The sequence below is a fragment of the Mucilaginibacter sp. P19 genome (assembly GCF_050632265.1).
Classification (GTDB): Bacteria; Bacteroidota; Bacteroidia; order Sphingobacteriales; family Sphingobacteriaceae; genus Mucilaginibacter; species Mucilaginibacter gossypii.
In genome coordinates this window covers 4,953,608-4,975,567 of sequence record NZ_CP192586.1, presented here as the reverse complement: position 1 = coordinate 4,975,567, position 21,960 = coordinate 4,953,608, and the positions used below count along the sequence as shown (strand labels likewise).

Here is a 21,960-nt window from a genome sequence, read left to right as displayed (position 1 = left end):
AGAAAATGCTATACACATTCCATAAATTCTTCAAATTCGTTTAATTCGAGTTCAGACAGCTTCAGCCCTTAACATACCCAGGCAGTTCTTCAATAAACTGGTAAGTACAGTTTTCATGATCAATAGTACAATAATAGTGTTGCAGGCCATTGCTTACTGCAAGTAATGACACCTTATGCACCATGTTGTACCGGGCAATCTGATCGAAGGTCTTTTGGTCGATAGTTACTGATGGTGCTTTGCATTCAACCATTAAAATGCGTTGTCCGGACGGGTTAAATACCACAATGTCGGTACGCTTTTGAAGCGTGTTGAGCTTAAGGCCGCCTTCCAGCTTAATTAATGAGCGGGGGTAGTTTTTTTGTTTGATAAGGTATTGTACAAAATGCTGGCGTACCCACTCTTCGGGTGTAATGATGATGGTTTTCTTACGGATCTCGTCAAAAAGCGTTAATGTTCCGTTATCGTCGCTTATTTTAAAAGGGTAGGGTGGCAGATTAAGCGGTTGGAGCATTTTTGAAAAGTCTGAAGTATAAAGTTATGAGCCCTAAGTTGGGCATCAAAATTAATAAATATATCATTGGGCATTGGCTAAATAAAAATACATTCCACTTTTGACTTTCGACTTAGTACTTTTGAATCTGAAATATGACTGCTGCCGAGATATTAAAGGACCTTAAGAACCGTAAGTTTAAACCGCTGTACCTGCTGCATGGGGAGGAACCTTATTTTATCGACCTGGTAAGCAATTACGTTGAGCACAATCTGCTGCCAGAACACGAACGCGGCTTTAACCAAACCGTAGTGTACGGCAAGGATACTGATATCATGACTGTGCTCAATGCCGCCAAGCGTTACCCCATGATGGCCGATTACCAGGTGGTACTGGTAAAAGAAGCCCAGGACATGAAATGGGGCAAGGACGATGACAATAAAAAAAGCATCGACCCGGTATTGAGCTATCTCGAAAACCCGCTGCCCAGTACTATTCTTGTTTTTTGCTACAAATACGGTAAGTTTGATAAGCGCAAGAAAACATACAAAGCCATTGAAAAGAACGGGCTTATTTTTGAGTCGGCCACTTTATATGATAATAAGGTGCCGGCCTGGGTTGAAGGGTATGTAAGCGAGAAGGGCTACAAAATGAACCAGCAGGGATCGGCCATGATTGCCGAGTACCTGGGTAACGACCTGGCTAAAATTGCCAACGAACTCGAAAAACTGATGCTGAATGTTAGTGCCGGGCAGGAGATTACCCTGAAGCATATCCAGGATAATATTGGTATCAGTAAGGAGTACAATGTATTTGAGCTGCAAACGGCCCTCACCAAAAAAGATGCTTACAAGGTAAACCAGATCATCAATTACTTTGAAGCCAATCCCAAATCAAATCCCATTGTTTTGGTGCTCGGCAACCTGAATAACTTTTTCAGCAAGGTGCTGGTGTACCATTACGTAAAAGATAAAACCCCGCAAAACCTTGCCCGCGAAATGGGCGTTAACCCATACTTTATTAAAGATTATGAGCAGGCCGCCCGTAACTACCCACTTGGTGAAATTTTCCAGGTGATCAGCTACCTGCGCGAATATGATTTGAAAAGCAAAGGCGTTGAATCAAACGCGCCGCACGGTGAGTTGATGAAGGAGTTGATGTTTAAAATCCTGCATTGATGCCGATTTCGATTTAACAGTTATGACCCTATCCTCGCAATCAAAAGTTAATATAGCATCCGGCATGATCCGCGTATCGGCGGTTTTGTACCTGGTTTATTATTATTTGAACGGCGGAAGGTCGGCTTCTTTTCAAATCGCTTTAGCAACGTGCATAGCGCTGGGCATTTTACTTTTACTGGCTTTATTTATCAGGCGGGGTTATAAATGGGCAAAATGGCTGCTATTAGGCTTATTAATCTTAACTATAACGCCTGACGCTATAAATCTGCCCGCAACTTTTAAGGCAAACTTTTATGCAGGCTGCATCGCTGTTATAATTGACCTGTTACAAATAGGGGCGCTTGTTTTACTTTTTATGCCGGGTAAAGAAAAGCCGGTTGCCGAGGATGCTGAATAGTTTTTTAATGATTATTTGTTAAAAGGTACCCGGCTTATGATAGCATACATGAGGCCGCCAATTGTAACAATAAACCATAAGAAATATAAAGACTTTTTCAGGTCATTTATTTCTCTATCCTCTTTCAATACTAATGCCCTGAAAGCCGGTGAAAAAAGTGTCAGTGCGATCATAAAAAAAACGAACAGGAGTGACACGAGCGAATAATTTGCAGCACGGCCAACCCCTTCTTTTATAAAACCGGCAAAAAGAGGGATATTCCAGCCCGCTAAAAACACAATTAATGCTGCAGTTTTAAATGGTATTCTGCCCTGCCCCTGCATTTTCTTAACCTGGTAATATTGTACCTGGTTATTGGCGGTTTTATTAAAGAATCCTGTTGCTTTTATGTTTTCAATTATGTCATTGTAAGGCATGTTTGCTGTAAACATAACTTTTTTAGGGTATGACGATACGTTGTGTATTATCTTGATGCCGCTGCCGGCAATTGAGGATGCATATTCGATTTGAACAATATCATCGGCGTTAAAAAATAACTGGCCTAACAAACCAAGGTTAATCTTGAGTACAGAAGTATCAGCTTTCAAAGCTGCAAAAGGTTTGGAGACTTTGGTATTGCCAACATAGGCACCCCCGTTAAGTAAAAATTCGTTCATGTTTATTGTGATAGGTTCTTTAGCCCACAGTAAATATATCATAAAAACGGGTCCTCAAATAATCTCAAAAATCATTTCTAATAAATTAAATAACGTAACATTTTTGTTAAGTGTAGCGTTGGTTAGTGTTTGACCGTATACATCCATTTATTCGTTAAATCTTCATTTTTAGCCGGTATTGGCTGTTTTTTTCTCCTGACTTTCCGTTGTTCAGTGTTGCGTGTAATTGATTATTTACAATGTAACAAAATTCATCAGCCAATTAATTTCCTAAGTTCACTCATCCTAAGCAATATGTTAAGCTGATCAATAAAGCATACTAAATAAAAAAATTAAGGCATGATACTTTTATTTTGCGGATTATCAGGTGCGGGAAAAACTACTTTGGCAAAAAGTGTGGCCGCCGAATTAACAAGCCTGGGCATTAAAATTGAGATCATTGACGGTGATGAATACCGCGCGGCACTTTGTCGTGATCTGGGCTTTAGTAAGGAAGACCGGAACGAGAATATCCGCCGCCTGGGCTTTGTAGCCAGTCGTTTCAGCGCTCAGGGTATTGTTACCATAGTGAGTGCTATAAATCCATATGACGATGTCAGGCAGGAACTTGCCGAAAAATATGATCATGTAAGTATTATCCACGTAGATTGCCCGGTGAACAAGCTGATAAGCCGCGACACTAAAGGTTTGTACAAAAGGGCGTTGCTGCCGGATGGGCATCCTGATAAACTACCCAACCTGACAGGTATTAATGATAGGTTTGATGTGCCTGTTAAGCCCGGCCTATACATTGATACCTGCAATTATACCATACAACAAAGTACCTCATCACTGCTCTATTATATTATAAATAACCTGCATCCTGTTAAGCAGACGAATAAGATACCAAGCTACTCCTGATAAAGAGGACGCCCATAACAGATTTATGCAAAAAAGAGTACTGATCATTACCGGAATGCACCGTTCCGGAACCTCGCTTATTACCCAGTGGTTGAGCAAATGCGGTCTGCAAACAGGCGAAAAACTGGTACCCGGCGGCCATGGCAATGTGGAAGGGCATTTTGAAGATATTGAATTTTTAAAAATGCACGAAGAGATCCTGGCCGGCCATAACCTGCCCAAAACCGGGCTTACGGTTGAGCATGTGGCCCAGTTTACCTTGTACGAAAGGGAAAAGCTTAAAAGCATTATTAAAGTTAAACAACAGTTATACGACCAATGGGGCTGGAAAGACCCGCGGACCTGTCTGTTTCTGGATGTATATAAAGAACTGCTGCCCGATGCCTGTTACCTGGTTATCCTGCGCGATTATCAGTCGGTAGTTAGTTCACTTTTACGGCGTGAATTTAAGTGGGTGGAAAACAGGTACATGGCGCGTAAATATTTTTCAAGGCTGGTATGGACAAAATTTCGCCGCGGCCGCCGCATGGTGCAGTTTTATAATGATCATGCCACCGAATACCTGAAAGTTTGGATAGCCTACAACCAGGATATTTTGAAATGTATTGAAACACTGCCCCGGTATGCTTTTGTAGTTGTTAATTATTCGATGCTGAAAGACGCGGATGAACAGGTTTTTGAGTATCTGAAAGACAAGTGGAACCTGGCATTAAAATACTCCAGATTTAAGGATATTTTTAAGGAAAACCTGATCGGCCCCATGTCGCTTTTGAACAATATATCAACGATAAGACCCTCATTACGCAGGCCATAAAACTACAGGCCGAGCTTAAAGAATATATGCTGACTGATTAGTATCAAAAGTTTTTTGCGGTTTATTATACATTGTTGCGAAAGAAGTAAACAAGTATCTGTGCAATAAAGTGTAAAGGTAGCTCAATTTGTGATACAATCGTTATTACGGTTTGATAATCAGTTGATTATTTCTCCAAATTCGTTTTACTCAATGGCTTAAGTACCCCTTGTTACGGTGCTGATTTAGCCGTTGTAAAACGAAGGAGGAGGATATGAAAGCTAAGCTTTTTTGCTACTTGCCCTACAGAGTAGTTATGGGGCTTTTGATCATCATGTGTTTACATTCGCCGGGTTTTTCACAGGCAGGGAAAATTGGGTCGCTGGCATATTTAAGGGCACGCAACGGAATTGGCGGGTTTAACCTGGGCGGCTTATTAACCGGCGAGCAGGAGCAGGCTTTAACTTACATTGATGGTGAAGGCAGCAAGCCCGATGCTGATAGCTGTGTTACCTATGAATATCATCCGGATAAGCAGCTGGAACTGGAAGAGGGGCTAACCGCAACTCATATTTGTGTACGTACATGGCAAAATAAAATAGTAAATATTTATGTTTTCTTTAACCGTAACCAGGGCTATAAAATGCTCAGTAAATTTTTGCACTGGTACGGTACCTTCACCGCAAAGCCAAATGATTACCAGGACGTTTATCTGTGGGATTCGCGCACGGTAAAACTATTGTTGAGCTATCACCCCGATGATGACCAGGGAATTGCTGTTTTTACTTCTGTTCCTTTAACAAACACTATCAACGCACAAAATGCTAAAAGGCTGACCCAGTTGTTAACGAGTAATGAATGATGGGCTTCCTTTGTTGTGTTCTTTTATTTTTTGTTTTGAAAGCTTTGCCATTTATCTATTTCAGATAAATAGTCCAGACTTTTGAAGAACGCCTCGATATAGGAAAATTATTTGTATTGACGTTCTAAAAATCTTTTGATATCGGCTTTAAGATTGTCGGGGTTATATATTTTTATTTCAACCCAAAATTCTGGGCAAATTTCATTTTTGAAATGTACCCAAATACGATTTTTGTCATTGAGGCTTAAGCTACTTCAAAAGTTGCAGTTCTAACAGTGTTCTTTGCGCTATCACTTAAAATTAGACTTCCTGTTAGGTTGGTTATAAAAGTTATTGTTGGATTTTTCATTGGTGTTCAGTTGGGCTGTTTAGTACCCTCACTATATATTACGATTAACTTAGTGACTAACAAAGTGAAATTTTTAGAACACCGGATTATATCGCTATGGGTTGATATAACTACATACTATGTGGTCTTCATTTCCTAACTTAACGTGTTCATAACAGTATTTCGAGGCTGCAATAGTTTTATTTTGACTTTGGTTATTCATAATATAATTTCCTTCATCTGAATTTTCAGGAAAGAGAAATATCTCTTTTTCAGTTAATGAATATTCTTCATAGTATTTGAAAGAATTTGGAGATTTTAAAATTGTTCGGTGTAATGGAATAAGAATGGCAATTATTTTTGAGTCATTATATAAATTTTTTATAGTATCTATTTTGTCGACTTTATAACTTTTATATAATTCAAAAATATCTACCTCATTAATAAATATTAATTCGGTTCCACCATCTTCATAATCTGCAATTATTTCGTATAAATCTTCTTTCTCATTTATTGAATAAATCAATCCCCTTTTGACGTCCATAGATTCGGAATCTGCATAAAAATCAACAAAGTCTCCAATTTTCGCTTCTATATCCATTTTGTGAAAATAGAGAAAAGTAATCAATCACGCTCCCTTTTCTGCAGTATATATCTGTTACCCGAATCGAATTATACAGGAGGATGGCGAAAAACGAAGCATCATTTAAACCGGGGGAGTCAGGTAACCTGAAAGGTCGGCCACAAGGCGGTAAGAATCATGTTCCCCACCCCTACATCACCACTCCACCCCGTAATTTCATTGTAACAATACCCTGTATTGCCTGTAGCGCATTTTAGTTTACGCTCCCTTTTTTACATTTTTACGTTACAAAAAATTATACCGTACAAATGCAACATTGGTTAGTAAAAAGTGAGCCCTTTAAATATAGCTGGGAAAAATTCAATAAGGATGGTCGTACCTTTTGGGATGGTGTGCGCAATTACCAGGCACGCAATAACCTGAGGGAAATGAAGGAGGGCGACCTGGTGTTATTTTACCACAGCAACGAAGGAAAAGAGATTGTAGGCATAGCCAAAGTTGTTAAGGAAGCTTACCAGGACCCCACAACCGATGATACCAATTGGGTAGTGGTTGACCTTGCCCCAGTTGAAGCCCTGAAAACCCCGGTAACCCTTGAGCAGATCAAAGCCGACCCTAAATTACAGGACATTGGCCTGGTAAGACAGGGGCGTTTATCGGTAATGGGGGTAAAGCGCGAAGAGTTTGATTACATCTTAGCGCTGGGCAGTAAATGAAACTGAGCAACATCTTTGACAATTGTTTTATTAAGCCGGGCCTTACAGCCGCTTTATTTATACTCCCGGGATTTGTAAAAGCACAGGACGCTTTTAAAGAATTCCCTGATCTGTTTACCACCCCTTACGGCTATGTTGCGAAACACGTAAAGCAAGCGCCGGTAATTGACGGCGATGTGGAAGATGCTGTATGGCAGCAGGCCAAATGGACCCGGGACTTCCAGGATATTGAGGGTCGCCTTAAACCGCAGCCTCCGCTGCAAACCAACGTTAAAATGCTTTGGGACGATAGCTGCCTGTATGTAGCAGCCCGGATCAGAGATTCCCATGTTTGGGCTACGCTTAGCCATCATGATGATATTGTTTACAAGGATAATGATTTTGAGCTGTTTATCGATCCCACAAACAGCACACATAAATATTTTGAAATTGAGGTGAATGCCCTCAATACCATTTTCGATTTGTTTTTGACCAGGCCTTACCGAAATGACGGCGCCGCGGTAACCGGTTGGGATACGCATGGCCTGCGCTCGGCGGTAAAAGTTGAGGGTACGCTGAATGATCCTACGGATACTGATAAAGGCTGGACGGTTGAAATGGCTATCCCATTTAAAGCCATAGCCGGTGGCTTTAACCGCGCTGTGATAAAGGATGGTACTTTATGGCGCATCAATTTTTCGCGGGTGCAGTACGATATTAAAGTGCAGAATGGCAAATATGTAAAGCTGCAGGATAATGCCGGGCATAATTTGCCCGAGCATAACTGGGTTTGGAGCAACCAGGGACTTATCAATATGCATTACCCCGAACGCTGGGGCTACCTCCTTTTCAGCGATCATGAGGCTGATGACGCGACGTTTAAAATGCCTTGCGCCGAAGAGCAAAAGAAATACCTGTGGCTGGTTTATTACAAGCAAAAGCAGTGGTTTAAAGATCATCACGAATACTGCACCTCATTAAACAACCTGGGTGTTGAAAATAAGGTAACCGTAACGGGCCATGCTAACGAACTTAAGCTGGAAGCAACTGCCCATCAGTTTATAGCTTATATTATCGATAGCAAAAACCAAACAACCTATACCATTGACCAGGATGGCCTGGTACAGCACAGATAATCCCTAAAACTCCATGAATAAGCGCGAATTTTTAAAGGCCGGTTTATTGGCCGGCGTGGCTGCCCAGTTGCCCTTAGCAAGCAATGCCGCTGTTGAAGCTGCCAAAAGCAGCAAGAAAAAAGCCATGAAAAACTGGGTATGGATCAACCCTAACCCCAAAGATACAGATGATGAGCTGGCCACCCGCTACGCTTCCTACAAAGCATCGGGGATAACGGGTATATTTTTCGAGAACGACAGTGAGCGCCATTTCCGTGCCGCTAAAGCTAAAGGCCTGGAGGCCCACCGCTGGATCTGGACTTTTAACCGTGCCGAACTGGTAACCGAAAAGCCCGAATGGTACAGCAAAAACCGCAAAGGCGAATCATGTGCAGATCATCCGCCTTATGTGCAGTATTATCGCTGGCTGTGCCCGTCGCGCCCCGAAGTGCAGGAGTATTTAACCAAAACTGTCGATGATATTTTGGCTAAAGATTATATCGATGGTATCCACCTGGATTATGTGCGTTATTGCGATGTGATATTGCCTGTAAACCTTTGGGACCATTACAAGATCGATCAAACCAAAGAGCTGCCCGAATATGATTTTTGCTACTGCGATGTTTGCAAAGCCAAATTCAAGGAAGAATACAACCAAGATCTCGATCAGATCCAATATCCTGAAGCAAGCCTTTCATGGCGCTTGTTCAGGTATAATAACATAACCCGCGTAGTAAACGGTATTTCGACTGTAGCCCACCAGCATAAAAAACAGATAACAGCGGCCGTATTCCCAACACCCGAAGTTGCCCGCCGCAACGTAAGGCAGGACTGGACAAACTGGAACATGGATGGCATTTGCCCCATGATTTACCACGGTTTTTACAAAGAAGGCGTGAGCTGGATAGGTAACGCAGTAGCGGAAGGTGTGCATTTTTTGGCCGGAAGGTTTCCGCTATATGCAGGTCTGTATCTTTCAGATTTTAAGAGTGATGATGAGATCCGCACCGGTATTAAGGTGGCGCTTAAAAACGGCGCAATGGGCGTTTCTTTCTTTGGTAACGTAGGGCCGGAAGTGCTTGCTATACTGAAGGATGAAGTGGCTGTATTTAAGGCTTCGTAACCAATTAAAGTTTATACATGATATGTCATTGCGAGGAGGAACGACGAAGCAATCTCGTAGCCGATGCAGATCGTACATGCGTTGGCTACGAGATTGCCGCGCTACGCTCGCAATGACATGTTTTTATTTTGAATTTAAAGGCAATAAACCTTTCGCCTTTTCCCTTTCACCTAAAAAATCATCCCCGCATTTTGTCCAATAGATCGCTTAGGGTCGCGGCTTCATCTTCGGTGAGGTTATTGCTTAGGATTTCTTTGGTTTTAAACTCGGCGTCCATTTTTGAAAGAGTTGCAAGGCCTTCTTCGCTGATGCGGATATCTACAGCGCGCCTGTCTTTATTATTGGTGCAGCGTGATACCAGTCCTTTTTGAACAAGGCGGTCAACAATCCGCGATGCATCCGACATTTTATCGATCATCCTTTCCTTCAATAAATTTATGGTAGCCGGTTTGGGGTATTGGCCGCGCAGGATTCGCAGTATATTGAACTGCTGCTGGGTAATATTATGTTTTTCAAAATGACAACGAAAATAGTTAGCCAGCCAACCTTGCGTGTATGCCACGTTAATGGCCACTTTGTGGTAGTTGTCTTCAAAATTGGTACTTTGTATTTCGTCTTCTATTCGCATAGTAATAGTAATGAATTGGATGCAAATATGTTTAATTGTTTTTAATTTAACATTGATTTATTTATCGCTACCGTCTGATTCAGTGTCATTTCCAAATAATTTTACCTTGCCATAACCCCAGGGGCAGTGCAGGCACTTGTTTTTACAGCAATAGCCCCGCTTTAAATGGTAGGCTTCGGTAAAAACAAAATTGCCATCTTCGTTGATATAATAATCAATGCCTTCCTGCAACATCAGTTCAGAATTTTTACAAAGATATCATCTTTAAAATAAGCTTTCAGGTGCTCGCCTTTACCGTGAAGTGTCCACACCTGTTTGGGTTTGGTGTTGGCGATGGTTTGCAGGATATCGTTCCAGTCCACATGGTCGGATATAAAGAGGGTATCCTGGTTATTAACCTGCAGGTTTTTCCATCCCGATGCAAAAAGGCGTTTTACTCCCGTGGCCCTGATGTAACTGTCGAAAGTAAAGGGCGGTACAATGTAAACAAACTCATCCTGCACCTTCATCAGTTTGCGGCCGTAAATTTGGTACTTACCGGGATGGAAGCCCATCTTTTCATAAATGGCATTGATGGGCATTATTTTATGATGTACCAGGATCTTTTTTTGCGGGGAATGTTCGGTAATGAGGTTGATCAACCGCTGGCTTTTACCCAGCGCATACGCACCAAGTAAAATATTGCTTTTAATATCGTTAATCTTACGGATCTCAGTCACCGGATCGGGATGGATAACAGCCGGATTGGCAAAAGTACTCTCGGTGATCAGCACGTCGGTGGTAACCCATTCAATAGGTTCGCAGGTAGCATCGGGCTGTAGCTTGTAGTCGCCGGTGTATAAATACCTTGCGCCTTCATACTCCATCAGTATTTGTGCAGAACCAAGCATATGCCCCGCCGGGATCAGTGTTACCGTAACCCTGTCTACTTCAAACGACTGGTTAAATGCAGCTATGTTAAAAACTTTGGCGGCGGTACGGTCATACCTAAGCTGCATAATGCTTGCTGTGGCACGTGTGCAGTAAACGTTGTTGTTACCACTTATGGCATGATCGGCATGGGCATGGGATATTACAGCCGTTTTTACCGGCAGTTGCGGATCGATATAAAAGTCGCCGTATTTGCAGTACAGCCCTTTTTCGTCAAAAGAAACAAAATCGTCAAGTATCATTAATGCTGAGCGAGCGATAAATAAAGTTCATGCAGGGCTATTACCTGCGGTATAACCAATTGTTTACCATCGTTAATAATTACATCATTGGCCAGTTTCAGTTTTTCCTCCTGCGATAGCTGGCGGGCCTCGCGGCTTTCAACATCGGCCCGGCTAATGCCGTCGCGCTGTATTACGCGGGCAATGCGAACTTCAAGCGGAGCGGTGATCATAATGGCCCTGTCGCAGATTTTGTATGAGCCGCTTTCAAACAAAATGGCCGCTTCCCGGATCACGTAGGGAGCATCCTTGTGCAGTTGGTCAAAACTATCAAAAGCCCTGAACACGGCAGGATGTACCAGGGCGTTAAGCTTTTCAAGTTCGGCTTTATTGTTAAAAACTATCCCCGATATATATTTGCGGTTCAGGCTGCCATCATCAAAATAAGCCTGCCGACCAAATGTTTGTTTAATACCTTCAATAAGAAGCCGGTCGGTAACCATTACTTTTTTGGCTTCGTCATCGGCATAAAAAACAGGGATGCCAAGCAATTCAAATACCTGGGCTACGGTAGTTTTGCCGCTGCCTATGTTACCGGTTAAACCTATTTTAAGCATTATTTTTTTATGTAGAAGTCAATATTGGCAGGGGCAATCTTTACTATTTTACAAAAGGGAGGCATATGGATAAGTTTTACCGGCAGGGCTGTATAACCCTTATCGCGCCAAAGATTAAGATCGGCAACAGCCTCAAACAGGTCTTCATCAATATCGGCATACCGGTTTAAAGACGTAGTAAAAGTTACTTTAATTTTTTGCGGAAATACTTTTACGGTGTAATAGTTATTGTTATTGATCAACTTCACGGGGATCTCCAGCGTTTTTTCGGTAAATTCATCAACCGGGACAATGGCCTGTACCGAGCGTGGATAAACATTCAGGTTGCCTTCATTGCTGGGCTTTAAGTTAACCCGGGTATTAATGGTTTCATTAACATTACTGAATTTAAGCGAGTCTGTTTTCCACGAGGTGATTTGCTTCAGGCGTTCAATAGGGCCGCTCACGGTAACATAAGCAGGCCTCACCGTTATGTTACCAGATACGGCAAATTGCTTTTGATAGCTAACGCCCATGGTAAGCTGAACGGGTACCTTTTTGATAAGGCGGTTACTGAAATCAAAATAAAGCGTATCCGGGTCAATAGATGAAACGCGGTTAGCCGGATCTTTCCCCATATTCATCTGCTTAAGCTGCGTGCTGTCGATAACCACATAATTGCGGGTTTCGAGCGAGCGGAGGTCAACAGTTAGTGGCCTATTATCGCTGTTGAGCCTGGAGAACAGCATTTGCCAGCCGGTACCCTGTATGGTAGCATCAACAGTATCGGGCTGCAGCGAATGAAAAGCCCGCCTTTGCGGAGCGTTTTTAAAAGTTAAAACTTTTTTAACCTTATACGGAAGCGGATCGGAAAGGGTAGTAAAAATCCAGGCAATGATAGCCAGCGACAAACAGGTAAAAAATACCGAGAGCCGCCTGCGTTCTGTTGCCGATAATTTTACTATTGCCATATTTTAAGCTGAGGGCTTAATGCTAAAAGCTGAAAGCCGAAAAATGTATTGCTCATTTCTTAACCTTCAGCTTTTGCTGTTTTATTTATAAGTATATTTTGCTTTCGGCTTTAAGCGTTTCGCTTTAGTTTAAACTAAGGTTGTTTTGGCTTTTGGCCTTTAGCTTTATGCTTTAAGCTCAATTACGCTTTCTTTTCAACCACCGGTGTGTTCAAAGCTTTTGATGCCTCAAGCGATATGGCCGATTTATCAAAACGGATCTTGCCGTTTTCAACCTCAACCAAAAATGTGGTTTCGTTTAAATCAACGATACGGCCGTGGATGCCGGCTGTAGTTATAACCCTGTCGCCTTTTTTAAGTTCTTCAACGTATTTTTTTGATCTTTTTGCTTTTTAACCTGCGGGCGGATCATAAAGAAGTAAAACACCACGATAATCAGTACCATTGGTACTAATGAACCGTAGCTGCCTAAGCCGCCGCTTGAAGCCTGTAATAAAATAGTAGCTATCATTTGTTTAAATTAATTGTTATTTTTTTAAAACCTCGCCAATTAAATGTACCATAGTTTCGGCAGGCTGGGTGTTTGCCGTAACGGTTATTTGTTTATCCTGTAAACCGCTTTTACCGGCACTGTTAAAAGTAACGCTGATCACGCCGCTTTCGCCGGGTTTAACTGGCGCTTTTGGCCAGGTAGGGGTAGTACAGCCGCAGGTAGCACGCGCGTTGGTAATAATTAACGGCGATTTACCGGTATTGGTGAACTTGAAATCGTATGATACCTTGTCGCCTTCTTTGATCTTGCCGAAATCGTGGCTTTCCTTTTCAAATTTAGCTACCGGCGCGTTAGCCGCGGTTGCGGCGCTATCGGCATTAGCTTTTGAAGCGTTATCGGCTGTGTTGCCGTTGCTGCTGTTGCAGGCCGATAATAACATGCCTGCTGCTACTAAGCTTAAAAATAGTTTTTTCATTTTTTAATATTATTCTATTAAGCCACGGCCTATCTTTTTGATTTTGTTTTCGGCTTTAAGCTCTATTAAAATCTTGTCCAAGATACCGTTTATAAATGAATTACTCTTAGGCGTGCTAAACTCTTTTGATATTTCAAGATACTCGTTTATAGTAACCTTAACCGGGATAGAATTAAAGTTAATAAACTCAGTTATAGCCATTTTCATTAACAGGGTATCCATCATGGCAATACGCTCGGGCTCCCAGTTTTGTGTTTTAGCGGCTATCAGCTCATGGTAGGCCTCATTGTACCTGATGCTTTGCTGAAACAGGTTTACCACAAAATCACGGTCCTCAACCCAGTTGCCGGTAATTTCGGCAAGCTGGTTAAGCTTGTAATCATCATGCGAAAAGTTTTTGAACGTTTTGGCAATCAGCGCCTGGAGCACGTCTTTATCAACAGGCCAAAAAATAAACCTGTCTTCAAAAACCTGCTCGGCTAATGATGATTTAAGGATAACCTTTTTGAAAATGAATTTGATGATATCCTTGTCTGTTTGCAGTGTATCGTCTGTTTTGGCAAGATACTCGGCATACTCGGGCGAGTTTTTAAGGATAATGAAAAGTGATTTTGCAAGTTCGGGCTCAAAGGTCCAGTCAACTTTGTACTTTTTCCAGGCTGTAATGTATTCCTTATTATCATTCAGGCTCAGGATAAACCTGTTGGTGAGGATCTTTAGGTTTGCATTTAAGTCATCGGCGGTAGGGAGGTGTTTGTTGGCGCGTTCCTGTGCGTCATTCGCGGCAAAACTTACTACTTCATTAATTAATGATAGCATCCAGATATACATTTCGTAAACCTGGTCAATGCTGCTCAACATGTTTTTCTCGAATAGCTTAACATCTTTCGTGTCTGATTGATGATACGCGTACAGTGCCTGTAATACCTTTACCCGGAGGTGCCTTCTGTTTAACATTTTTGTAAGAACGATTTGGTTTGCTTATGCAAACGGTTTATATAAAAATTAATTGTTTTAATAGGATGATTTTACTTTTCTGATGTCTTCAATGCGTTTTTCGGCTATTTTATTGGCCGCGCTAATGGTTGGAATGTTTTCGGCCTTTGACAGCTTTAACACATTGCGCGTAGCCTCATAAATATTTTCTGTAAGCTGTAAGGTACGCTTTTTATTGAAATTCATCAACTCCGAATAACCGGTAATAATACCACCCGCGTTGATCACATAATCGGGGGCAAAGAGAACCCCTTTATCAAGCAGCATTTGCCCGTGCACACTCTCGTCAAGCAGTTGGTTATTGGCCGAACCCGCAATAATGCCGCATTTTAATTTAGCAATGGTTTGATCATTTACGGTACCGCCCATAGCGCAGGGAGCGTAAATATCGGCATCGATATCAAAAATATTATTATTTGATACCGGCTGCGCGCCATATTTTTTGGAGATCTGGCTTACGCGTTCCTCATTAATATCGCTGGCGTAAACTTTTACATTTTCGTCCCTAAGCAGGCGTACCAGGTTTTCGCCCACATGGCCAATGCCCTGTACAATAACCGATTTGCCTGTTAAGCTGTCGCTGCCGTACATTTCCCTAACACAAGCCTTAATGCCCATCAAAACGCCCAGCGCTGTTATTGGCGATGGGTCACCGCTGCCGCCGATGTTTTCAGGAGCGCCGGTAACATGGTTGGTTTCCATTTTAATGTACTCCATATCGCGCGGACTGGTGCCTACGTCTTCGGCAGCGATAAATTCGCCGTTAAGGTTTTTAATGAACCGGCCAAATTTACGCAGTAAAGCTTCGTTCTTGTCCTGGCGCGAATCGCCGATGATCACCGAATAGCCGCCGCCAAGGTTAAGGCCGGCTATCGCTGCCTTGTAGGTCATGCTTTTTGCTAATCGCAATACATCATTAAGGGCATCACCTTCGGTTTTATAGGCCCACATACGTACGCCGCCAAAAGCAGGGCCAAGCGTTGTATTGTGGATTGCAATAATAGCTTTCAGATGGGTATCAGGATCGGTACAAAAAACAACTTTCTTATGCCCGAAAGCGTCAAGCTGGTTAAATATGGATTCCGGTGGATGTTGTTCAGGCATTAGTACTATAAGTAAATGTCTTTAAGCGCACAAAAGTAGAGGTTTTTTTAATACTGGCAAAGATATTAAGTTGCAGTATGTATGAAAACGCCATTAAATATGTATCAACAACCTTTAGTTAGATATTAAAGGCTTGATGATTATAATTGGATTATGAAAACAAATTTGATTTTGAGGGAATTTTCGGGTTTAAATTTGTGGCTTATTATAAATGAGCGCATTTACCGCAAAGTATGGCCTTGCAGTAACGGATATATATCATATTCATATTATTTAGCATCAGATATAGTTTTAGCAAAATCCATAGCTTTTTGCATATCGGCAAGGCCATAACCGTAAGGCATAACCGGGTTATTATATTTGTTAGCTGATTTTCTGAGCACCACAAGCAGATCTCTATTAGTTAGTTTGGGATAAGCCTGCCATAAACAGGCAGCCAGGCCGCACATAATAGGGCTGGAATAGGATGTGCCCATTCGTTCTTCCGAAACCCCCATCGGGTTAATCACACCGGCTCCTATGCCCACCGCTACAATATCGGGTTTAACACGGCCATCAACTGTTATTCCAAACGACGAGATAGGGACAATAATACCTGTATAGTTAACTGCACCTACCGTTAGCACATCAGGCGAATCGGCAGGAGTACCTACCCATTGCTGTTCGTTACCTGCACAGCATACAATAAAAATGCCTTTGTTAAATGCAACATTGGCTGCCCTCGTGGCCATTGCCGTTTTTCCGTCCATATCCTCAAATTTATACCGGGCCTCGGTCAGGTAATAACCATTTGTATAAGTAAGCGACGAATTAACGATATCTACCCCAACGCTATCGGCGTACTCAATGGCGTTAACCCAGTAATCTTCTTCAATAGGATACTCTGTAGATGCATCCTCAGTATGGAATAACCAGTAATTTGCTTCGGGGGCTGTGCCTACATAGGTTCCGGGTTTATTCACCGCCATGCATGATGTAACCCATACGCCGTGGTTATCAATAGCATATGGATCGGGACTTTCATAAACAAATGATTTTGCGCCCTTGATGCTAATGTTGTTAAAAGCCGGGTTGGTTTTCAGGTTGATAAAGCCTGCGTCAATAACGGCAATATCAATCCCGGCGCCTTTAAAACCCTTGTTGTGCAGGACCTGCCCGTTGGATGTGCTGATATTTGCTGTTGCCGCGCCATAATCAAGCGGCGTATTCGCGGTTTGGTTTGAACCAGGCTGTGGTATATCGTTGTATTTGGCAGGTGGGGTGCTAAGTCTTGGCCCTTCCCACACCAATATCACATCTTTTACAAATGGCAGCGCTTTATATTTATCTACCAAAAACTGATCGGATGTGTTTACACTAACCGTGTTAAGCCATTTGCTTTGTGCTACTATCACACCGCCTACCTGTTTTATCGCTTTAATATAATCGGGAGAGATCGGGAGGTCTGTTCCATCAATTGGGATATTACGTTTCCGGCGGCGCTCAATTGCTCGCGCCGATAAAAATTCGGATGGTTTATTTATCGAATAAGCAGATGTGCCCTTGTCTTTAAGTATGAGCCTATATTTGTAATCGTTTTCGTCGGTAATGGTCACTTTACATTTAGCAAAGGTTTTTCCATCTGTAAGGGTAGCAACAATATTGGTTTGCCCTGCCGCTAAGCACGAAACCAAGCCATTGGCAGTAACTGTTGCTATCCTGGTGTTTTCGGAGCTCCAGGTTATTTGCTCAGATCCCGAGCCATTGCTAACCGTTGCTTCTAACCGGTAAGAATAGATCGGGTTTTTAACTACATTTAACGATGAAGGATTAATAGCTATTGTTGTAGTTGGCTTTGGTGGACTATCGGTCTTTTTACATCCGGTTGCAAAGAAACATATAAGTAATAAGTATAAAGGGAGTGTACGTAATTTGGCAGTCATCAGGAGCGAGAGAGATATTTTGGTCAAAGGTTAAGTTTAATTATAAATTATAGAAGCAGATCAATATTACCCGCTTCCGTTTTGTAAACGCGGCGAAGGTACTGTTATTGCAGGAAACACCGGCCATTGTGTTTGATTTTACGGAGCCTGGTATTTAAAACAGTAATATTAAAAGCCTGTTAGCTTAAAATTTATTGACAAGCCTCATGCGGCCTGGCGCTCCGCTTGTTAAAAATTGATGACGTGTAGCCCCTTACTTTTGATAAACGATTAATTAACAAAGCGCAATCATACTGGCATGATCCTGTCAGTGTTCAACTTTTAAAAAACGGGTGTTCAACTTTTTACTTCTTGATTTTGTAACTGATTGATTATTAGGATGTGTGTGTTCAATTGGACTTTTAAGGGCGTTTGTGTTGTTTGTAATGCATTGATTATCAATGGTGTTTATTTTAGAAAAATATGCAAGTGTTCACACTTTTAAAAATTGAACACTTCCAGGATTATTACGGGTGTATCAATGTAACATTCTTACATCCTCCCGACTTTTCCATTCCATCACTCTCCCCAAATTTTAATACTTTTGATTATTATGTCAGGGCTTTCCGACTTTCGGACATTCCCGACTTCCGGACTATAATAATAAATGAAAGACCTCGCATACCTTAATAAGTTTTTTTACAAATACCGCTGGCGGCTTATCCCGGGTGTGTTGTTTGTAATTATATCCAATGTTTTTGGTGTGCTGCCGGCACAGGTTATCCGCGTAGCTTTTGACCTGGTTACCGAAAACATAGGGGCCTACCAGCTTTTCTCGGGTTTCGACAGGCAGAGTTTTATTTACGATATTTTCGGTACCAGCTTATTCCTGTTTGGTACACTGGTATTGGTGCTGGCCTTGCTGCGGGGCCTGTTCCTGTTTTTTATGAGGCAAACCATCATCCTCATGTCGCGCCATATCGAGTACGATTTAAAAAACGAGATCTACAACCACTACCAGGAACTTTCTCTCGCCTTTTATCGCCGCCACAATACCGGAGATTTAATGAACCGGGTAACGGAGGATGTTAGCCGTGTGCGCATGTACCTTGGGCCGGGGATTATGTACTCCATCAATACCGTAGTATTGTTTGTTATGGTAATATATGCCATGCTTACAGTAAACGTACAACTGGCCATTTTTTCGGTATTGCCATTGCCTATTTTGGCCGGTGTTATTTACTATGTAAACAATATTATCAATCACCGCAGCGAGATGATCCAGGAAAGGCTGTCGGGCTTATCCAGCTTTGTGCAGGAAAACTTTTCGGGTATCAGGGTGATCAAATCGTACGTGCGCGAAGGCTTTGTGCGCGAAAACTTTGCCAAGGAGAGTGAAGACTATAAAGTGCACTCTATGGAACTGGCTAAAGTACAAGCCCTGTTTTTCCCGATCATGTTATTACTGGTAGGCCTCAGTAACGTAATAACCATGTACGTTGGCGGGGTGGAAGTAATAAAAGGTAACATTACCCCGGGCAATATTGCCGAGTTTATTGTGTACCTCAATATGCTGTCGTTCCCGGTTATTTCGCTGGGCTGGGTAACCTCACTGGTGCAACGCGCCGCCGCCTCGCAAAAACGCATTAACGAATTTTTGCATGAAAAGCCCGAGATCATTTCGCCGCTTGCAGACAAACACCATGTTGAGGGATTGATTAAGTTTGATGATGTGTCATTCATTTATCCCGATACCGGCATCCAGGCCTTAAAGAATGTTTCGTTTACCGTAGAGCCGGGGCAGATGCTGGCAATTATAGGTCGGACAGGTTCGGGTAAATCAACCATTGCCAACCTGGTAATGCGTATGTATGATACTACAGGCGGGGAGATCACCATTGACGGTCGGCCGATAAAATCACTTGGCCTCGAAAACTATCGCTCGCAAATAGGTTTTGTACCGCAGGAGGTTTTCCTGTTTTCGGATACCATAGCCAATAACATTGCTTTTAGCGCCGATGTACTAAATATGCCGGTTGTTGAGCAGGCCGCCAAAGATGCCGCGGTATACAATAATATCATTGAGTTGGAAGAGGGTTTTACAACACTCATCGGCGAACGCGGCGTTACCTTATCGGGCGGGCAAAAGCAACGCGTATCCATTGCACGCGCCATATTTAAGCATCCGCAGGTTTTGATCTTTGACGATTGTCTTTCGGCAGTTGATACCCGCACGGAAGAGGAGATCTTGAATAACCTTGGCCGGGTAATGCAGGATAAAACAAGCATCATCATAGCCCACCGCATTTCCACCATAAAAAATGCCGACAAGATCCTGGTAATGGATAACGGCGAAATTGTTGAGCAGGGTAACCATGCGTACCTCATGCAGCTTAAAGGCACCTACTTTGAGCTTTACGAAAAACAATTACTGGAAGAAGAGCAAAACGCATAACGAATGGGTACAAGTGAGCATTCCCGCAACCTCCGCACAACACTTGTGCCAGTAGGGAGATGAACTGGTATGCGCTCTCTTTTCACAGCTCACCTGTAATTGGTCATCCACACAAAAAAATGACACTTTTGTTTCAAAAAACTCAATAATAACGAATAAAATACTTGCACTTTGAAAATTTATTTATATTTATGCCAACCAAAACTAATTACAGGTAAATATATATGGGAGATTTTGACAATAGAGAGCGTGAAGAGGTTTATTCGAAGAAGGTGAGAGCCGGGAAGCGGACCTATTTTTTTGATGTAAAAGCAACCCGTTCAAACGATTATTATGTTACTATTACTGAAAGCAAAAAACGTTTGGAAGATGGGGTGTTTGTAAAACACAAGATCTTTTTATATAAAGAAGACTTTGAAAAATTTGCCGAAGGTTTGAAAGATACCATCGACTACATCAAATCAAACCAGGAGGTAGTTGAGAAACGCTATGAGTACAGCGAAAACCCTGAAATTGCCAGGGCATCTGCCGATGAAGATTTTTCGTTTGAGATCTAATTACTACAGAACAACACTAAACTAAAATAATTAAAGCCCTGCTTCTTATTAAGAAACAGGGCTTTTTTCGTGTGTTATATTTGAAAACGAGGATTACAATAATATACCCCGCATAAATATTACGGCTATAGTAAAGTAAATAATCAAACCGGTAACATCTACCAGGGTGGCTACAAACGGAGCCGACGAGGTAGCAGGGTCGGCACCAAGTTTCTTCAACAAGAGCGGTAGCATCGAACCTGACAAAGACCCCCATAAAACAATGCCGATAAGGGATGCGCCTACTGTAAAACCTACCAGCATCCAGTGCGGGCCGTAAATATTGCTGAACATGCTCCAGGCCGCTATACGTAAAAAGCCTATCAAACCTAAACAAACACCAAGCATTAAACCCGAAAGGATTTCCCGCCGCATTACCCGCCACCAGTCGGCAACGGTAACTTCACCAAGGGCCATGGCCTGGATAATGAGGGTTGAAGCCTGCGAACCACTGTTACCACCGCTCGAAATAATTAATGGAATAAAATAAGCCAGTACAACTACTTTGGAGATCTCATCGCCAAAATAACCCATAGCGGTAGCGGTAAGCATCTCACCTAAAAATAAAATGATGAGCCAGCCTACGCGTTTTTTTACAAGTTTAAAAAGGTTGATATCAAGATATGGTTCATCCAGCGCTTCCGTACCACCTATTTTTTGGATATCTTCGGTATATTCTTCGTTAGCTATCCAAAGGATGTCGTCAACTGTTACAATGCCAAGCAATACGTCATTATTATCAACAACAGGTAGGGCGGTGCGGTTATTCATCCTGAAAACGTTGATTGCTTCTTCCTGCGGATCACTGGCACTAAGCGAAATCAAACGACCATCCATTAGCTCACTCACCTTGGTTTCGGGCTTTACCAATAAGATCTCACGGATCCGGATGTCATCAAGTAAAACACCGTGCTCATCAATTACATAAATAACATCGATGGTCTCTGAGTTTTTACCATACCGGCGAATGTGCGAAAGCACACGGCTTACGTCCCAGGTGCGTTTAACGGCAATATAGTCGGGTGTCATTAAGCGGCCAACGCTTTCTTCTTCGTAACCTAAAAGTTTTAAAGCCTCCTCGCGGTTTTCGCGTGAAAGTTTTTGGATAAGTTTTTGAACGGCGTCACCATGCAATTCGCTGAAAAGTGACGTACGGTCGTCAGGAGGGAGTTCGTTGATCAGATCTTCAAGCTTTTGACCCGAAAGTTTTTTGATGATCCGCTCTTGCACAGGGAATTCAAGGATGCGGAACACGTTAACCGCGCGGTTAAGCGAAAGGGTTTCGATGAATTTTGGGCCATGTTCAGGAAGTTCACCAATCAGTTCTTCAACATCCGATATGTTAAGGTTGTTCAAATATTCCTGTAATTGGGTATCGTCTTGTTTTTCCAGTAACAATTCTACTTGCTCAACCATTTCTTCCATATATAGGCCCTCCTTTTTTACATCGGTGTATTAATATTTTGCT

The 21,960-nt window shown here is 42.3% G+C and carries 23 protein-coding genes and 1 pseudogene; 10 read left to right on the top strand and 14 right to left on the bottom strand.

Annotated features, from left to right (window positions below; genetic code table 11):
* Positions 1 to 61: 61 nt before the first annotated feature.
* On the bottom strand, positions 62 to 514 hold the full coding sequence (locus tag ACQ86K_RS24180; protein ID WP_091175240.1) for a type I restriction enzyme HsdR N-terminal domain-containing protein: 453 nt from the start codon (positions 512 to 514) through the stop codon (positions 62 to 64).
* A gap of 134 nt (positions 515 to 648) precedes the next feature.
* Between ACQ86K_RS24180 and holA the strand changes: the two genes are divergently transcribed.
* Together holA and ACQ86K_RS24170 are read left to right on the top strand one after the other, a co-directional pair.
* Complete coding sequence (gene holA / locus ACQ86K_RS24175) at positions 649 to 1,671, top strand: DNA polymerase III subunit delta (RefSeq protein ID WP_091175238.1); 1,023 nt, start codon at positions 649 to 651, stop codon at positions 1,669 to 1,671.
* A gap of 22 nt (positions 1,672 to 1,693) precedes the next feature.
* Positions 1,694 to 2,071: a hypothetical protein gene (locus ACQ86K_RS24170; RefSeq protein ID WP_091175236.1), complete on the top strand. Its 378-nt coding sequence runs from the start codon at positions 1,694 to 1,696 to the stop codon at positions 2,069 to 2,071.
* Positions 2,072 to 2,082: 11 nt separating this feature from the next.
* Here ACQ86K_RS24170 and ACQ86K_RS24165 read toward each other — a convergent pair whose 3' ends face one another.
* Positions 2,083 to 2,727, bottom strand: a complete 645-nt coding sequence (locus tag ACQ86K_RS24165) for a hypothetical protein (protein WP_143020892.1) — start codon at positions 2,725 to 2,727, stop codon at positions 2,083 to 2,085.
* A gap of 339 nt (positions 2,728 to 3,066) precedes the next feature.
* Between ACQ86K_RS24165 and cysC the strand changes: the two genes are divergently transcribed.
* From cysC to ACQ86K_RS24150, 3 genes are all read left to right on the top strand, one after another.
* A complete protein-coding gene (gene cysC / locus ACQ86K_RS24160; protein WP_091175231.1) occupies positions 3,067 to 3,627 on the top strand; it encodes an adenylyl-sulfate kinase in 561 nt (186 codons plus the stop codon).
* A 25-nt stretch (positions 3,628 to 3,652) separates the two neighbouring features.
* Positions 3,653 to 4,441 (top strand): sulfotransferase, encoded by a 789-nt coding sequence (locus ACQ86K_RS24155; protein ID WP_091175228.1) that lies wholly within the window; start codon positions 3,653 to 3,655, stop codon positions 4,439 to 4,441.
* Between the two features lie 253 nt (positions 4,442 to 4,694).
* Positions 4,695 to 5,282: a hypothetical protein gene (locus ACQ86K_RS24150; RefSeq protein WP_143020891.1), complete on the top strand. Its 588-nt coding sequence runs from the start codon at positions 4,695 to 4,697 to the stop codon at positions 5,280 to 5,282.
* A 443-nt stretch (positions 5,283 to 5,725) separates the two neighbouring features.
* Here ACQ86K_RS24150 and ACQ86K_RS24145 read toward each other — a convergent pair whose 3' ends face one another.
* A complete protein-coding gene (locus ACQ86K_RS24145; protein WP_091175224.1) occupies positions 5,726 to 6,211 on the bottom strand; it encodes a hypothetical protein in 486 nt (161 codons plus the stop codon).
* Positions 6,212 to 6,501: 290 nt separating this feature from the next.
* On the opposite strand from ACQ86K_RS24145, the gene ACQ86K_RS24140 reads away from it, so the two are divergent.
* The 3 genes from ACQ86K_RS24140 to ACQ86K_RS24130 are packed head-to-tail and all read left to right on the top strand — an operon-like array spanning position 6,502 to position 9,126.
* Positions 6,502 to 6,909, top strand: a complete 408-nt coding sequence (locus ACQ86K_RS24140) for an EVE domain-containing protein (protein ID WP_090528071.1) — start codon at positions 6,502 to 6,504, stop codon at positions 6,907 to 6,909.
* A complete protein-coding gene (locus ACQ86K_RS24135) occupies positions 6,906 to 8,024 on the top strand; it encodes a carbohydrate-binding family 9-like protein (protein ID WP_091175221.1) in 1,119 nt (372 codons plus the stop codon). Before ACQ86K_RS24140 ends, ACQ86K_RS24135 begins: the two co-directional genes overlap by 4 nt.
* Before the next feature lie 13 nt (positions 8,025 to 8,037).
* Positions 8,038 to 9,126 (top strand): family 10 glycosylhydrolase, encoded by a 1,089-nt coding sequence (locus ACQ86K_RS24130; protein WP_091175218.1) that lies wholly within the window; start codon positions 8,038 to 8,040, stop codon positions 9,124 to 9,126.
* A gap of 178 nt (positions 9,127 to 9,304) precedes the next feature.
* On the opposite strand, the gene ACQ86K_RS24125 is transcribed toward ACQ86K_RS24130, so the two are convergent.
* The 10 genes and pseudogenes from ACQ86K_RS24125 to ACQ86K_RS24080 all read right to left on the bottom strand — a co-directional run bounded on the left by ACQ86K_RS24125 (position 9,305) and on the right by ACQ86K_RS24080 (position 17,489).
* Positions 9,305 to 9,754 (bottom strand): MarR family winged helix-turn-helix transcriptional regulator, encoded by a 450-nt coding sequence (locus ACQ86K_RS24125; RefSeq protein WP_091175216.1) that lies wholly within the window; start codon positions 9,752 to 9,754, stop codon positions 9,305 to 9,307.
* Between the two features lie 57 nt (positions 9,755 to 9,811).
* Positions 9,812 to 9,988, bottom strand: a complete 177-nt coding sequence (locus tag ACQ86K_RS24120; protein ID WP_175489998.1) for a DUF5522 domain-containing protein — start codon at positions 9,986 to 9,988, stop codon at positions 9,812 to 9,814.
* Positions 9,988 to 10,926: an MBL fold metallo-hydrolase gene (locus ACQ86K_RS24115; protein WP_091175214.1), complete on the bottom strand. Its 939-nt coding sequence runs from the start codon at positions 10,924 to 10,926 to the stop codon at positions 9,988 to 9,990. The genes ACQ86K_RS24120 and ACQ86K_RS24115 overlap by 1 nt, the downstream gene beginning before the upstream one ends.
* Entirely contained in the window at positions 10,926 to 11,522 is a 597-nt protein-coding gene (gene coaE, locus ACQ86K_RS24110) for a dephospho-CoA kinase (RefSeq protein ID WP_091175212.1), read from the bottom strand. Before coaE ends, ACQ86K_RS24115 begins: the two co-directional genes overlap by 1 nt.
* A complete protein-coding gene (locus ACQ86K_RS24105) occupies positions 11,522 to 12,472 on the bottom strand; it encodes a CdaR family protein (RefSeq protein ID WP_091175210.1) in 951 nt (316 codons plus the stop codon). The genes coaE and ACQ86K_RS24105 overlap by 1 nt, the downstream gene beginning before the upstream one ends.
* Positions 12,473 to 12,654: 182 nt before the next feature.
* Positions 12,655 to 12,983, bottom strand: a pseudogene (yajC, locus tag ACQ86K_RS24100) (preprotein translocase subunit YajC).
* A 16-nt stretch (positions 12,984 to 12,999) separates the two neighbouring features.
* Positions 13,000 to 13,440 carry a DUF1573 domain-containing protein gene (locus tag ACQ86K_RS24095; protein WP_091175205.1) on the bottom strand — a complete coding sequence of 147 codons (441 nt, stop codon included), beginning with the start codon at positions 13,438 to 13,440 and terminating at the stop codon, positions 13,000 to 13,002.
* Between the two features lie 9 nt (positions 13,441 to 13,449).
* Positions 13,450 to 14,397, bottom strand: coding sequence for a transcription antitermination factor NusB (gene nusB, locus ACQ86K_RS24090; RefSeq protein ID WP_091175203.1), 948 nt, complete (start codon positions 14,395 to 14,397; stop codon positions 13,450 to 13,452).
* Between the two features lie 57 nt (positions 14,398 to 14,454).
* Positions 14,455 to 15,540 carry a Glu/Leu/Phe/Val family dehydrogenase gene (locus ACQ86K_RS24085; RefSeq protein WP_091175201.1) on the bottom strand — a complete coding sequence of 362 codons (1,086 nt, stop codon included), beginning with the start codon at positions 15,538 to 15,540 and terminating at the stop codon, positions 14,455 to 14,457.
* A 269-nt stretch (positions 15,541 to 15,809) separates the two neighbouring features.
* Positions 15,810 to 17,489, bottom strand: a complete 1,680-nt coding sequence (locus ACQ86K_RS24080) for a S8 family serine peptidase (RefSeq protein ID WP_143020890.1) — start codon at positions 17,487 to 17,489, stop codon at positions 15,810 to 15,812.
* A 619-nt stretch (positions 17,490 to 18,108) separates the two neighbouring features.
* On the opposite strand from ACQ86K_RS24080, the gene ACQ86K_RS24075 reads away from it, so the two are divergent.
* Together ACQ86K_RS24075 and ACQ86K_RS24070 are read left to right on the top strand one after the other, a co-directional pair.
* On the top strand, positions 18,109 to 19,896 hold the full coding sequence (locus ACQ86K_RS24075; RefSeq protein WP_091175198.1) for an ABC transporter ATP-binding protein: 1,788 nt from the start codon (positions 18,109 to 18,111) through the stop codon (positions 19,894 to 19,896).
* A 224-nt stretch (positions 19,897 to 20,120) separates the two neighbouring features.
* Positions 20,121 to 20,453, top strand: a complete 333-nt coding sequence (locus ACQ86K_RS24070; protein ID WP_090528014.1) for a DUF3276 family protein — start codon at positions 20,121 to 20,123, stop codon at positions 20,451 to 20,453.
* Positions 20,454 to 20,546: 93 nt separating this feature from the next.
* Here the strand turns inward: ACQ86K_RS24070 and mgtE are convergent, their stop codons facing one another.
* Entirely contained in the window at positions 20,547 to 21,917 is a 1,371-nt protein-coding gene (gene mgtE / locus ACQ86K_RS24065; protein WP_090528011.1) for a magnesium transporter, read from the bottom strand.
* Positions 21,918 to 21,960: the final 43 nt, after the last annotated feature.

Excerpts from the sequence above, each read along its gene's own strand:
- ACQ86K_RS24180 (WP_091175240.1), bottom strand. The coding sequence starts at position 514 with ATGCTCCAACCGCTTAATCTGCCACCCTACCCTTTTAAAATAAGCGAC.
- holA (WP_091175238.1), top strand. The coding sequence starts at position 649 with ATGACTGCTGCCGAGATATTAAAGGACCTTAAGAACCGTAAGTTTAAA.
- ACQ86K_RS24170 (WP_091175236.1), top strand. The coding sequence starts at position 1,694 with ATGACCCTATCCTCGCAATCAAAAGTTAATATAGCATCCGGCATGATC.
- ACQ86K_RS24165 (WP_143020892.1), bottom strand. The coding sequence starts at position 2,727 with ATGAACGAATTTTTACTTAACGGGGGTGCCTATGTTGGCAATACCAAA.
- cysC (WP_091175231.1), top strand. The coding sequence starts at position 3,067 with ATGATACTTTTATTTTGCGGATTATCAGGTGCGGGAAAAACTACTTTG.
- ACQ86K_RS24155 (WP_091175228.1), top strand. The coding sequence starts at position 3,653 with ATGCAAAAAAGAGTACTGATCATTACCGGAATGCACCGTTCCGGAACC.
- ACQ86K_RS24150 (WP_143020891.1), top strand. The coding sequence starts at position 4,695 with ATGAAAGCTAAGCTTTTTTGCTACTTGCCCTACAGAGTAGTTATGGGG.
- ACQ86K_RS24145 (WP_091175224.1), bottom strand. The coding sequence starts at position 6,211 with ATGGATATAGAAGCGAAAATTGGAGACTTTGTTGATTTTTATGCAGAT.
- ACQ86K_RS24140 (WP_090528071.1), top strand. The coding sequence starts at position 6,502 with ATGCAACATTGGTTAGTAAAAAGTGAGCCCTTTAAATATAGCTGGGAA.
- ACQ86K_RS24135 (WP_091175221.1), top strand. The coding sequence starts at position 6,906 with ATGAAACTGAGCAACATCTTTGACAATTGTTTTATTAAGCCGGGCCTT.
- ACQ86K_RS24130 (WP_091175218.1), top strand. The coding sequence starts at position 8,038 with ATGAATAAGCGCGAATTTTTAAAGGCCGGTTTATTGGCCGGCGTGGCT.
- ACQ86K_RS24125 (WP_091175216.1), bottom strand. The coding sequence starts at position 9,754 with ATGCGAATAGAAGACGAAATACAAAGTACCAATTTTGAAGACAACTAC.
- ACQ86K_RS24120 (WP_175489998.1), bottom strand. The coding sequence starts at position 9,988 with ATGTTGCAGGAAGGCATTGATTATTATATCAACGAAGATGGCAATTTT.
- ACQ86K_RS24115 (WP_091175214.1), bottom strand. The coding sequence starts at position 10,926 with ATGATACTTGACGATTTTGTTTCTTTTGACGAAAAAGGGCTGTACTGC.
- coaE (WP_091175212.1), bottom strand. The coding sequence starts at position 11,522 with ATGCTTAAAATAGGTTTAACCGGTAACATAGGCAGCGGCAAAACTACC.
- ACQ86K_RS24105 (WP_091175210.1), bottom strand. The coding sequence starts at position 12,472 with ATGGCAATAGTAAAATTATCGGCAACAGAACGCAGGCGGCTCTCGGTA.
- ACQ86K_RS24095 (WP_091175205.1), bottom strand. The coding sequence starts at position 13,440 with ATGAAAAAACTATTTTTAAGCTTAGTAGCAGCAGGCATGTTATTATCG.
- nusB (WP_091175203.1), bottom strand. The coding sequence starts at position 14,397 with ATGTTAAACAGAAGGCACCTCCGGGTAAAGGTATTACAGGCACTGTAC.
- ACQ86K_RS24085 (WP_091175201.1), bottom strand. The coding sequence starts at position 15,540 with ATGCCTGAACAACATCCACCGGAATCCATATTTAACCAGCTTGACGCT.
- ACQ86K_RS24075 (WP_091175198.1), top strand. The coding sequence starts at position 18,109 with ATGAAAGACCTCGCATACCTTAATAAGTTTTTTTACAAATACCGCTGG.
- ACQ86K_RS24070 (WP_090528014.1), top strand. The coding sequence starts at position 20,121 with ATGGGAGATTTTGACAATAGAGAGCGTGAAGAGGTTTATTCGAAGAAG.
- mgtE (WP_090528011.1), bottom strand. The coding sequence starts at position 21,917 with ATGGAAGAAATGGTTGAGCAAGTAGAATTGTTACTGGAAAAACAAGAC.